Origin of the sequence: Micromonospora sp. NPDC023966 (assembly GCF_040639095.1) — a bacterium.
Classification (GTDB): Bacteria; Actinomycetota; Actinomycetes; order Mycobacteriales; family Micromonosporaceae; genus Micromonospora.
Genome location: NZ_JBEZZJ010000002.1, coordinates 483,082 through 494,221 on the forward strand (window position 1 = coordinate 483,082; position 11,140 = coordinate 494,221).

Annotated in this window: 10 protein-coding genes; 6 read left to right on the forward strand and 4 right to left on the reverse strand. The window is 73.9% G+C overall.

Annotated features, from left to right (window positions below; all coding sequences use genetic code 11):
* Positions 1–15 precede the first annotated feature (15 nt).
* On the forward strand, positions 16–1,578 hold the full coding sequence (locus AB0F68_RS06305) for a tetratricopeptide repeat protein (protein WP_357333291.1): 1,563 nt from the start codon (positions 16–18) through the stop codon (positions 1,576–1,578).
* A gap of 3 nt (positions 1,579–1,581) precedes the next feature.
* On the opposite strand, the gene AB0F68_RS06310 is transcribed toward AB0F68_RS06305, so the two are convergent.
* Together AB0F68_RS06310 and AB0F68_RS06315 are read right to left on the reverse strand one after the other, a co-directional pair.
* Positions 1,582–3,033: a HAMP domain-containing sensor histidine kinase gene (locus AB0F68_RS06310; RefSeq protein ID WP_357333292.1), complete on the reverse strand. Its 1,452-nt coding sequence runs from the start codon at positions 3,031–3,033 to the stop codon at positions 1,582–1,584.
* Complete coding sequence (locus tag AB0F68_RS06315) at positions 3,030–3,686, reverse strand: response regulator transcription factor (protein ID WP_357333293.1); 657 nt, start codon at positions 3,684–3,686, stop codon at positions 3,030–3,032. Before AB0F68_RS06315 ends, AB0F68_RS06310 begins: the two co-directional genes overlap by 4 nt.
* Positions 3,687–3,831: 145 nt before the next feature.
* Between AB0F68_RS06315 and AB0F68_RS06320 the strand changes: the two genes are divergently transcribed.
* The 4 genes from AB0F68_RS06320 (at position 3,832) to AB0F68_RS06335 (ending at position 8,915) form a co-directional block, all read left to right on the forward strand.
* Entirely contained in the window at positions 3,832–4,452 is a 621-nt protein-coding gene (locus tag AB0F68_RS06320) for a helix-turn-helix domain-containing protein (protein ID WP_357333294.1), read from the forward strand.
* A complete protein-coding gene (locus tag AB0F68_RS06325) occupies positions 4,406–5,296 on the forward strand; it encodes an RNA-guided endonuclease TnpB family protein (RefSeq protein WP_357333295.1) in 891 nt (296 codons plus the stop codon). The genes AB0F68_RS06320 and AB0F68_RS06325 overlap by 47 nt, the downstream gene beginning before the upstream one ends.
* Positions 5,284–6,411 carry a sigma-E factor regulatory protein RseB domain-containing protein gene (locus AB0F68_RS06330; protein WP_357333296.1) on the forward strand — a complete coding sequence of 376 codons (1,128 nt, stop codon included), beginning with the start codon at positions 5,284–5,286 and terminating at the stop codon, positions 6,409–6,411. Before AB0F68_RS06325 ends, AB0F68_RS06330 begins: the two co-directional genes overlap by 13 nt.
* 284 nt (positions 6,412–6,695) lie before the next feature.
* Entirely contained in the window at positions 6,696–8,915 is a 2,220-nt protein-coding gene (locus AB0F68_RS06335) for an AAA family ATPase (RefSeq protein ID WP_357333344.1), read from the forward strand.
* A 63-nt stretch (positions 8,916–8,978) separates the two neighbouring features.
* Here the strand turns inward: AB0F68_RS06335 and AB0F68_RS06340 are convergent, their stop codons facing one another.
* Positions 8,979–9,401: a hypothetical protein gene (locus AB0F68_RS06340; protein ID WP_357333297.1), complete on the reverse strand. Its 423-nt coding sequence runs from the start codon at positions 9,399–9,401 to the stop codon at positions 8,979–8,981.
* Between the two features lie 311 nt (positions 9,402–9,712).
* Here AB0F68_RS06340 and AB0F68_RS06345 point away from each other — a divergent pair, with 311 nt between their 5' ends.
* Positions 9,713–10,093: a hypothetical protein gene (locus tag AB0F68_RS06345; protein WP_357277383.1), complete on the forward strand. Its 381-nt coding sequence runs from the start codon at positions 9,713–9,715 to the stop codon at positions 10,091–10,093.
* Positions 10,094–10,156: 63 nt separating this feature from the next.
* Here AB0F68_RS06345 and AB0F68_RS06350 read toward each other — a convergent pair whose 3' ends face one another.
* A complete protein-coding gene (locus tag AB0F68_RS06350; protein WP_357333298.1) occupies positions 10,157–11,101 on the reverse strand; it encodes a sporulation protein in 945 nt (314 codons plus the stop codon).
* Positions 11,102–11,140: the final 39 nt, after the last annotated feature.

The following is an 11,140-nucleotide window of genomic DNA, read 5'->3' on the forward strand; positions in this document are numbered from 1 at the left end:
TGAGCACGATGGGGCGTGTCCTCCGGCTTCGCTGACCTGACCGTCCAGGCGCACCAGCTGGTGTCCGAAGGCGACCTCGCCGGTGCCCAGCGACTGCTCGCCGACGCGCTGGGCGACGCCGACCCCCGTCCCGCCAACGCCTCCGCCGAGCTGGCCGAGGCCGCCGGTCTTCAGGCCCGGGTGCTCGTCGCGCTCGGCGAGCCGCACTCCGCGCGCGGCTGGGCGGCGTTCGCGTACGCGGCGACCACCCGGCTGTTCGGGCGCTCCGACGAGCGGACGGTCACCGCCGCCGCGACCCTGGCCGCGGTGCTGCACCGGGTCGGCAGCGACGCCCGCGCCGCCCGGCTCTACTCCGACGTCATCATCGAGCTGACCGCCCGCGACGGGCCGGAGTCGCAGCGGGTGCTGGCCGCGCACGCCGACCTGGCCACCGTGGAATACGCCCGCGGCCAGTGCGACCCGGCCCGCGACCGGTTGCAGGACGCCTGGGAGCTGCACCGCGAGGTCTACGGCGACGGCCACCCGAGCGGCATCAAGATGCTGGCCAAGCTCGGCGCGATGGAACGCGACTGCGGCCGCTACGCCGAGTCCCACGAGCACCTGACGCTCGCCGAGGAGCTGTGCGCGGAGCACCTGGCCGCCGACGACCCACTTACCACCCAGGTCGCCGGGCTGGCCCGGGCCGCCGCCGACCCGGACCACGTCTGCGGCGCGGCGGAGCCGCCGGCCCCGGAGACCCCGGTGGTGCCGGCGGCCCGCGTCCCCCCGCCCGCCGAGGGGCCACCCGACCTGCCGCCCTACCAGCCACCGACGCTCGACGACCCGGTCGAGGCGCCGCTCTACCGGCCTCCGGACCGGGCCGAGGCCCCGCACGTGCCGACGCCCCGCACCCCGCCGGAGGCGGACGACGAGGCGTTCGCGGACTACCCGTGGCCACCCGAGGAGCCGGCCGAGGAGCCCTGGCGGCCCGGGGAGAGCGCGCTGCCCCCGACCGTGGTCGGGCTGGCCGACACCGAGCCGGCCGGCGTACGCCGGGTGCCCCGGGCCACCGAACCCGAGGCGTCGTCGCGCCACCTGCCGGTGCACGTGCCCCGGCCGCCCGCCGCCGAGCGGCGGAACACGCCCTGGCTCCCGCTGGTGGTGGCCGGGGTGGTGGTGGCGCTGCTGCTCGGCACCATCGCGGTGATCGCCGGGGTGTCCCGGGTGGACGATCGGCGGGACGACCCGGCGCCCGGGCCCACCGCCCGCGCCTCCTCGGCCGCTCCGACCACCGGCCCGCCGACCGCCGCCCCGGCCGCCTCCCCCGGCACCCCGCCCGGGCGGCTCTCCCTGACCGACCGGCGGGACAGCATCGTGCTGAGCTGGACGTACCCGGCCGGGGCGGAGGGGCCGGTGGTCGTCGCCGGGGGCCGCGCCGGGCAGCCGCAGCGCACCTTCCTGACCCTGCCCGCCGGCTCGGTCGACTACATCGCCTACGGCCTCGACCGCACCACCGACTACTGCTTCACGGTCGCGCTGGCCTGGTCCACCGACACGGTCGCCCGGACCGCCCCGGTCTGCACGAACCGACGCCGCTGACCCTCACTCCGGGTCGGGGTCGGCCAGCGCGGGCAGCCGTACCGTCACGCGCAGCCCCGGCGCCGCCGCCTCCGGCGTGGCGTCGGCGAGCTCGACGGCGCCGCCGGCCCGGCGGACCAGCTCTCGCACGATGGCCAGGCCGAGGCCGGCGCCGCCGGCATCGCGCGCCCGGGCGTCGTCCAGCCGGGTGAAGCGGGCGAACACGCGCTCGCGATCCGCCGCCGGGATGCCCGGCCCGTCGTCGGTCACCGTGACCAGGTGGTACGGCGACCCGCCGCGCTGCCGGGGCACCGGCGGGTCGGCGTGCGGGCCGGTGACCGCGAGCCGCACCTCGCCGTGCGCGTGCCGCAACGCGTTCTCCACCAGGTTGACCAGCACCCGGCGCAGCTCCCCCGGGTCCCCCTCGGTCCAGAGCGGGCCGGGCGCCGGGGTGTGGCGCAGTGGCGGGGACGGGTAGCGCTCGGCCACCCCGCGCAGCAGCTCGCCCAGCTCCACCGGGCCGACGGCGTGCGGCGCGGGACGGTCCGGCCGGGCGGCCTGCTCGTCGAGGCGGGCCAGCAGCAGCAGGTCGTCGACCAGCCGGCTGAGCCGCTCGGTGTCGGTGAGCAGGTTCTCGGCCACCGCCGGCCAGTCGGTCCCGTCGCCCAGCCGCCGGGCCACCTCCAGCTCGGTACGCATGTTGGTGACCGGGCTGCGCAGCTCGTGCGCGGCGTCGGCGACGAAGGCCCGCTGCCGGTCCCGGGACGCGACCAGCCGGTCCAGCATGTCGTTGAGGGTGACCGCCAGCCGCTGGATCTCGTCCCGCCCGGCCGGCACCGGCAGCCGCTCCGCCCCGGCCCGGCCGGTGATCTCGGCGGCACCGCTGCGGAGGGCCTCCACCGGACGCAGCGTCGCCCCGACCACTCGCCAGGCCACCACGGCGAGCCCGGCCACCAGCAGCGGGAAGCCGACCAGCAGCAGGTTCCGCACCACGTGCAGGCTGTGCCGGACGTCCGACATGGACTTGGCCACCAGCACGGTGCGCGGCTCGTCCGGGGTGCCCGCCGGCACGGTCACCACCCGGACCGGCCCGGTCAGGCCGACCCGCCGCCCGTCCACCACCAGCCGCTGGCGCTCACCGGCGCGCAGCTGGTCCGGGCCGAGCATCGGCACCAGCCGGTCGGCGTCGATGGAGGCGGCCCGGATCCGGCCCTGACCGTCGACGACCTGGACGCGCAGCTGCGCGCCCGCCACCGGCAGCGGGTCGGGCAGGGCGTCCTCCGCGGCGAGCAGCGCGACCGCGTCCGCGGTCCGGAGCGCCTCGGCGTCGACCGAGCGCTGCAACGTCCAGCCGAGCGCGCCGAGCAGCAGCGCCCCGCCGAGCGCGAACCCGACGATCAGCCCGAGCACCCCGAGCGCGAGCAGCCGGGCGCGCAACCCCAGGTGCGGCAGGCGACCCCTGATCCAGCGCCTCATGTGGCCAGCCGGTAGCCGGCGCCGCGGACCGTCTCCAGCCGGTCGCGGCCGATCTTGCGGCGCAGGTAGCCGACGTAGACCTCGACCGCGTTCGGGGCGGTCTCCACCGAGGCGTCCCAGACGTGGTCCAGCAGCTCGGTCTTGGAGACCACCTCGCCGGGGCGGCGCATCAGGTAGTCGAGCAGGGCGTACTCGCGGGTGGTCAGGGCGACCTCGGCGTCGGCCCGGGTCACGCGCCGGCGGGCCGGGTCCAGCCGCAGGTCACCGACCGACAGCACGGCCGGGCGTTCCGGCGCGCCGCGGCGCAGCAGCGCCCGCAGCCGGGCCAGCAGCACCACGTACGAGAAGGGCTTGGTGAGGTAGTCGTCGGCGCCACAGTCCAGCCCGTCGGCCTGGTCGTACTCGCCGTCCTTCGCCGAGAGCATCAGCACGGGCAGCCAGCACTCCTCGGCGCGCAGCCGGCGGACCACCTCGTAGCCGGAGAGGCCGGGGAGCATCACGTCGAGGATCATGGCGTCGTAGTCGCCGTGCCGGGCGGCGTCCAGCCCGCCGGGGCCGGTGGACTCGACATCCACCACGAAACCCTCCGCCTGCAGGCCCCGCCGCAGGGACGCGGCCAGCCGCGTCTCGTCCTCCACCACCAGCAACCGCACGGGTCAAGGGTGTCACGCCGCCACTACTGGGCCGGGACGCGGGCGCCGGTTGACAGGGTCTATCAACTGCGGACCGGCATCGATGCGACAATCATGCCCAGGGCATCGCCCAGCCACAGCCGGACAGAGCACGGACCCAACCGAGATGAAGGCCTTCCAGGCTTACCAATTCGCCCTGGACCTGACTCCTTCCCAGGAGCGGGCCTTGTTTGCGCATGCCGGCGCGGCCAGGCTGGCGCATAACTGGGCTCTTGCGCGGGTCAAGGCCATAATTGACCAGCGGGCGGCGGAGCGGACCTACGGCATTGCGGAAGTCGATCTAACCCCGATGCTGAGCTGGTCACTTCCGGCGTTGCGAAAGGCGTGGAATCAGGTCAAGGGGCACGTGGCGCCCTGGTGGACAGAGTGTTCCAAGGAGGCGTTCAACACCGGACTGGACGCTGTGGCACGGGCATTGAAGAACTGGTCGGACTCGAACACCGGAAAGCGGGCTGGCCAGCGCGTCGGATTTCCTCGCTACAAGTCACGTCGCCGTAGCACTCCTAGCGTCCGGTTCACTACAGGCACTATCCGGGTCGAGCCGAACCGTAAGCACGTGGTACTGCCCCGGCTGGGTCGGCTCAAGACGCACGAGTCGACGCGCAAACTCGCTCGTCGGGTCGAGGCAGGGACTCTCCGGATCCTGTCTGCGACCGTGCGCCGTGCCGGCGGGCGCTGGCATGTCGCGTTCGGCGTCGAGAGCGAGTGCGCCCCGCAGGGCCTCTAGGCGTCGTCCTTCGGCCGTTATCGGTGTAGACGTCGGGATCAAGCACCTTGCAGTGCTATCGACCGGCGAACTGGAACCCAACCCTCAGCACCTCGCGGCTGCGTCCCGACGCATGCGACGCCTATCCCGGCGCATGTCCCGCCGCTGTGGCCCGGACCGCCGGACCGGCCAGCACCCCTCCAATCGGTGGGAACGGATGCGGAAGCGGCTCGCCCAGGTCCACGCCCGAGTGGCGAACCTTCGCCTCGACGGCATCCACAAGCTAACGACGCGACTCACCCGCGAATACGGCACTGTCGTGGTCGAAGACCTGCACGTTGCGGGAATGCTGCGCAATCGCCACCTAGCACGACACGTCGCCGACGCCGGATTCGGGGAACTACGGCGGCAACTTGCGTACAAAACGCTGTGGAATGGCGGCCAACTGGTTGTGGCCGACCGCTGGTATCCCTCCTCGAAAACCTGCTCGGACTGCGGCACAGTGAAAGCCAAGCTGGCTCTGTCCGAGCGCACGTACACCTGCGAGAACTGCGGCTTAATCCTCGATAGGGACTTGAACGCCGCACGCAACCTCGCCGCGCTCGCGGCGCAAGTCAACACCGCCGGGAGTGGCCCGGTGGCAGGACGTGGAGCCGATCGTAAGACCTGCCACGGTGGGCCGTTGGCCGTGAAGCGTCAACCCGGCATCGCCACTGCGGATAAGACCGGGACCGTCTCGCCGCAAGGCGGGGCTGTCGATCATGTGCCCTACCGGCAGCATGAAGGCAACGGAATCTCCTCAGCGCTCTCACAGCGTCCGTGCTGCACCATTACCGTCAGGAGGTGCACAACATGTCCGTACTGAAGAACCACGCCGTGCTGCGCTGGCTGGTCCCGGTGACCGCGGGGGTCGCCGTGATCGGGGGCGGCGCCGCCGTCGGCACGTTCGCCGCCGGGGCCGACCCGGCGCTGCCGCCGCGTACCGCCGCCCAGCTCCTGGAGGACCTGCGGACGTCCCGCCTCGACGGGCTCTCCGGCACCGTGGTGCAGCGGGCCGACCTCGGGCTTCCGCCGATCGCCGCGCTGGCCGGGCAGGCCGGCGGGAGCGAGCTGGCGAGCCTGATCAGCGGCACGCACACCCTGCGGGTCTGGTACGCCGGCCCGGACCGGCAGCGGCTCGCCCTGGTCGACACGCTCGGCGAGCGGGACGTGCTGCGCAACGGGCGCGACGTCTGGACCTGGGGCAGCCGGGACAACGTCGCGTCGCACCGCACGTTGCCGGCGGAGGGGAAGGACCTCGAGTCCGCGCCGGCCACCCCGGCCGACGCCGCCGACCGGGCGCTGGCCGCGATCGACCCGAGCACCGCGGTCACCGTCGGCCGTTCCGCCACCGTGGCCGGGCGCAGCGTCTACGAGCTGGTGCTGACGCCGCGCGACCGGGACTCGCTGGTGCACCAGGTGCGGATCGCGCTGGACGCGGAGGAGCACGTGCCGCTGCGCTTCGAGGTGCTCGCCGACGGGGTGGACGAGCCGGCGTTCGAGGTGGCGTTCACCCAGGTCGACTTCCGCACGCCGGACGCCGACCGGTTCCGGTTCAACCCGCCGCCGGGCGTGAAGGTCACCGAGGAGCGGGCGGGCGACGGGCACGGCCCGGCCGGCCGGCGCCCCGCGGACCGGGGCGCGGACGGGCCGGACGTGCGTACCGTCGGCACCGGCTGGACCACCGTGCTGGTGGCGAAGCTCGACGCGGCCGGCGGGGCGGCCGGGCCGGGTGCCCGGGCGGCGAAGCCGGGCGAGGCGGCGGGACCGGACGCGGACGCGCTGGGCAAGCTGCTCGGCGGGCTGCAGCCGGTGAGCGGTGACTGGGGCAGCGGCCGGCTGCTGACGGGCAAGGTGTTCAGCGTGCTGCTCACCGACGACGGCCGGGTGCTGGCCGGCCTGGTCCGGCCGGAGCGGCTGTACGAGGCGGCGAAGGGCTGAGATCCGGGAGCGGACTCGTCCGGGGTCCGGTCGGCGTGTGCCGGCCGGGCCCCGTTTTCGTGTGTGCGAGCCTGCGGTGTGACGTCGTCGCGGGCGGCCGGCGAGGCTTGGCCCGCTGGGCCGCCAGGCGGTATCTTTCTCAGTTGAAACACAAAAAGAACGGCTTGTAAAGCCATTCCTGCCGCAATCTTAGCCAATGAGGAGCCGGCTTGTCAACGCACTCCGACGTGTCGGGTGAGCTGCACCAGGACGACGAGATCGGTCACGAGCAGAAGTACGTCTCGATGCTCTACGACCGGCTGGACGGCATGCGGGACCAGGCCGCCCGGCGGCTCACCGAGGAGCTGCGCGCCACCGGCGGCACGCAGCAGGCCCGGTCGCAGCGGGACTTCACCGTGCGGATGTACGCCGACCAGGTCGAGCAGTTCTCCGCGGTGGAGAGCGGCCTCTGCTTCGGCCGCCTCGACGGCGCCGACGACTCGTGCCGCTACATCGGCCGGATCGGCATCTTCGACACCTCCGGCGACTACGACCCGCTGCTGATCGACTGGCGCGCCCCGGCCGCCCGCGCCTTCTACCTGGCGACCGCCGCCAACCCCCAGGGCGTACGCCGGCGCCGGCACCTGCGTACCCGGGAGCGGAAGGTCACCGGGCTCAACGACGAGGTGCTGGACATCGCCGCAGCCTCCCCCACCGCCCACGAGGAGGTGACCGGCGAGGCGTCGCTGCTCGCCGCGCTGAACGCGGGGCGTACCGGGCGGATGCGCGACATCGTCGAGACCATCCAGGCCGAGCAGGACCGGATCATCCGGGCCGACCTGCCGGGCGTCATGGTGGTGCAGGGTGGGCCGGGCACCGGCAAGACCGCGGTGGCGCTGCACCGGGCCGCGTACCTGCTCTACACCCACCGGCAGCAGCTCTCCACCCGGGGCGTGCTGTTGGTCGGCCCGAACGCCACCTTCCTGCGCTACATCTCCCAGGTGCTGCCGGCGCTGGCCGAGACGGGCGTGCTGCTGCGTACCCAGGCCGACCTCTTCCCGGGCGTGCACGCCCGGCGCACCGAGCCGGCGGAGACCGCTGCGCTGAAGGGGCGGGCGGTGCTCGCCGAGGTGCTGGCCAACGCGGTCCGGGACCGGCAGTGGGTGCCGGACGAGCCGCTGGAGATCGAACTGCCCCAGCGGGAGGTGCTCACCCTCGACCCGGAGACCGTGCGCCAGGCGCGGGACCGGGTCCGGCGCACCGAGCGCCCGCACAACCTGGCCCGGGCGCTGTTCGACATCGAGATCGTGCATGCGCTCGCCGACCAGGTGGCCGAGCGGATCGGCGCCGACCCGCTCGGCGGGGAGAACCTGCTCTCCGAGGCCGACCGGGCCGAGATCCGCCGCGAGCTGCGCGACGAGCCGGAGATCGGGGCCGCGCTGGACGAGCTGTGGCCGGTGCTCACCCCGCAGCGGCTGCTCGCCGACCTGTACGCGTCCCCGGAGCGGATCGCCGCCGCCGCGCCGATGCTCACCGACGCGGAGCGCGCGGCGCTGCACCGGGAGCCGGGCGGCTGGACGCCGGCCGACGTGCCGCTGCTGGACGAGGCGGCCGAGCTGCTCGGGGAGGACGAGCGCGCCGCCGCGGCCCGCCGGGAGCGGGTCCGCGCCCTGGAACGGGAGTACGCCGAGGGTGTGCTGGAGATCTGGCGGGGTTCCCGGTCGATCGATGTGGAGGACGAGGCGGACGGCGGCGAGATCCTCGGGGTCACCGACCTGATCGACGCCGACCGGCTCTCCGAGCGGCAGGAGGAGGCCGATCGGCTCACCACCGCGCAGCGGGCCGCCGCCGACCGCACCTGGGCCTTCGGGCACGTGATCGTCGACGAGGCGCAGGAGCTGTCGCCGATGGCCTGGCGGCTGCTGATGCGCCGGTGCCCGAGCCGGTCGATGACCATCGTCGGGGACGTGGCGCAGACCGGCGCGCTCGCCGGCACGCCGTCCTGGCAGGAGGCCCTCGCGCCGTACGTGGCGGACCGGTGGCGGCTGGAGGAGCTGACGGTCAGCTACCGCACCCCGGCCGAGATCATGGCGGTCGCCGCCGACGTGCTCGCCGAGATCGAGCCGGCCCTGCGCCCACCCCGCTCGGTACGCGCCAGCGGCGTGCCGCCGTGGGACCGTACCGTCGCGGCGGATCGGCTCGCCGCCGAGCTGGTCGAGGCGACGGCGCGGGAGGCGGCCGGGCTGGCCGACGGGCGGCTCGGGGTGATCGTGCCGGCCGGCCGGGTGGCCGAGCTGGGCGCGGCGGTCGTCGCCGCGCTGCCGGAGGCGACCGTCGGCGAGCAGCCGGAGCTGGCGAATCGGGTGGTGGTGCTGACCACCGAGCAGGCCAAGGGCCTGGAGTTCGACTCGGTGCTGGTGGTGGACCCGGACCGGATCGTCGCCGAATCCCCTCGCGGCCACAGCGACCTCTACGTGGCCCTCACCCGGGCCACCCAGCGCCTGGGCATCCTCCGCGCCTCCTGACCCACCCGCACGTGACGACGGAGGGGGCGGCAGTGCCGCCCCCTCCGTCGTCGGCGCCGGGTGTCAGCCCGGATTGGCCTTGTCGTTGGTGAAGTTGCCGACCTGGCTGCCGGTCGACGAGGCGTCGCTGGTCGAGCCGCCGGCCGGGGTGCTCAGGCCGCCGGTGGTGGCGTCGCCCGTGGTGGTCGGGGCCACCTTGCCCCGGTGCCGCTCCGGCTGGCGGGCCACCCGGCGGGCGCTGGCCGGGCCGGCGGTGCCGCCGGTCGTGGTGACCGCGCCCTGGCCGCCGGTGGGGCCGCCGTCGCGCAACATGTTGGGATCGACCGGGGCGTGCGCCGGGTCGTCCGGATCCTCCTCCTGGATCACCCGCAGCACGTCGGTCTGTGGCACGGTGACCTCGTCGAGCGCGCCCTCGCCGTAGACGCCGCCGGCAACCCGCTCCTCGGCCCGCCGGGCGGCTTGCTGCTGCATGTCGTCCTCACGCACGTCAACCACCTCGCAGATTCTCGGGATCTTCCTTGCGTGCCCGACGTCCGGCGGCTGAAACCGGCCGGACGGCACGGCCCCGAGCCGCGCCGGGTCCGTGCCCGGATGTCCGGTTCCTTGCGGGTGGGCGGGGATCCGGCGACGGTCCCGCGACCTGCTCCTATTCGGCCGGGGGCCGGCGTTACCTCTCCGGGGCCAGGGGTAGACGGTGGGTGCCCCCGCCACAGTGCGTGAACCGTGCCGTGGCCGACCTGCGGCAGCGGGGCGGGAGGTGTGCAGAGAACGACTCATCAAATCCTGAGGAGGACCAGATGAGCACGCAGGCTGCATCCACCAGGCCGATGAACCGGCCGGCACAGGACATGTCCAACCGGGCCGCCATGCAGGAGACGCCGACCCGCCCGATGCCGATGATGCACGACGGGCACCGGGAGCAGGCGATCGCGGCGCCGGGCACCGAGACCAAGCCGTCGCTGCGGACGACCGAATTCTGGGTCTACATCGCGTCCATCGTGGGCGTGCTGGCGGCGTCGTTCCTGGTCGGCAAGAACTCGGTCGGGGTGGACATCTTCCGCGCCAACCAGGCCTGGTTCTTCATCACGCTGCTGACCATCGGTTACCTGGGTAGCCGCGGTCTGGCCAAGGCCGGAAGCAACTTCCGCAGCGGTGAGGAGCGCAAGGCCCGGCACTGACCGGAGCCACACCTGAGCCGACGATGCCCCCGGGGGTCACCCCGGGGGCATCGTCGCGTGCCGTCACTCCCCGCCGAAGTCCCCGAAGTCGCCCTCGAAGGCGTCCTCGATCAGCTCACCGGCGACCAGGCCGCCCGCCACGCCGAGCGCCGCGCCCGCCACCATGCCGCCCATGCCGGAGCCGCGGTGGCCGTGGTGCCCGTGCATGCCGAAGCCCTGGGCGCGCAGGTTGCCGTAGCGCGAGGTGGTCTCCCGCAGCCACCCGTCGACCACCTGGACCCAGTCGGTCCGGCCCGCGTCGCTGTGCGGGACGGCGTAGCGGCCGAAGGCGTCGTGCCCGGGGGTGAGAAAGCCGCCGCGCTTGTCGCACTCCAGGATCACGTCGACGCCGTGCTGGCTGGTGACGAAGGTCAGCTCGACCTCGTTGGTCACCCGGGCGTACTGGGGCGCGGCGAAGAACTCGATCTCCTGGTAGAAGGGGAGCGTCTGCTGCACGCCCCGGATGTGGCCGCGCTCCAGGTCGGCGTGCTTGAAGCGGAAGCCGAGCGCCTGGAAGGCGTCGAGGATCCGCTCGTGGATCGGCAGCGGGTGCACCGCCACCTGGTCCAGGTCGGACTTGTCCACGGCCCGGGCCACCGCCAGCTCGGTCCGCAGCCCCATGGTCATGCCGTGCAGCCGCTGGCCGTACACGTCGGTGACCGGGGTCTCCCACGGGACCGGAAGCTGGAACGGGATGGAGAGCTGCTGCTTCGGGGCGAGCTGGAGCGGGCCGCTCACCGGCATCCGGTGGAACTCCATGACGCCGGCGTACTCGGTGTCGCCGCTCTCGATCTCGACCCGGGTGACCAGGCCGACGGTGATCTGCTCGATGCTCGCCGGCGCGTCGCCGCCGACCAGGTTGACGTGCCCGTCCAGGGCCAGGCCCGGCCGGGTGTTGGGGTTGGTCAGCACCGTGTCGACGCTCGGGCCGCCCACGCCGAACGCGCTCAGCATTTTTCTGAAGACCATGCTCACCCCTGCGGGACGGCGCTCCCTGCGGAGCGTCGG

Coding starts and splice junctions, on each gene's coding strand:
- AB0F68_RS06310 (WP_357333292.1), bottom strand. CDS start 3,033: ATGAGGCGCTGGATCAGGGGTCGCCTGCCGCACCTGGGGTTGCGCGCC.
- AB0F68_RS06320 (WP_357333294.1), top strand. CDS start 3,832: ATGAAGGCCTTCCAGGCTTACCAATTCGCCCTGGACCTGACTCCTTCC.
- AB0F68_RS06325 (WP_357333295.1), top strand. CDS start 4,406: ATGTCGCGTTCGGCGTCGAGAGCGAGTGCGCCCCGCAGGGCCTCTAGG.
- AB0F68_RS06330 (WP_357333296.1), top strand. CDS start 5,284: ATGTCCGTACTGAAGAACCACGCCGTGCTGCGCTGGCTGGTCCCGGTG.
- AB0F68_RS06335 (WP_357333344.1), top strand. CDS start 6,696: ATGCTCTACGACCGGCTGGACGGCATGCGGGACCAGGCCGCCCGGCGG.
- AB0F68_RS06345 (WP_357277383.1), top strand. CDS start 9,713: ATGAGCACGCAGGCTGCATCCACCAGGCCGATGAACCGGCCGGCACAG.
- AB0F68_RS06350 (WP_357333298.1), bottom strand. CDS start 11,101: ATGGTCTTCAGAAAAATGCTGAGCGCGTTCGGCGTGGGCGGCCCGAGC.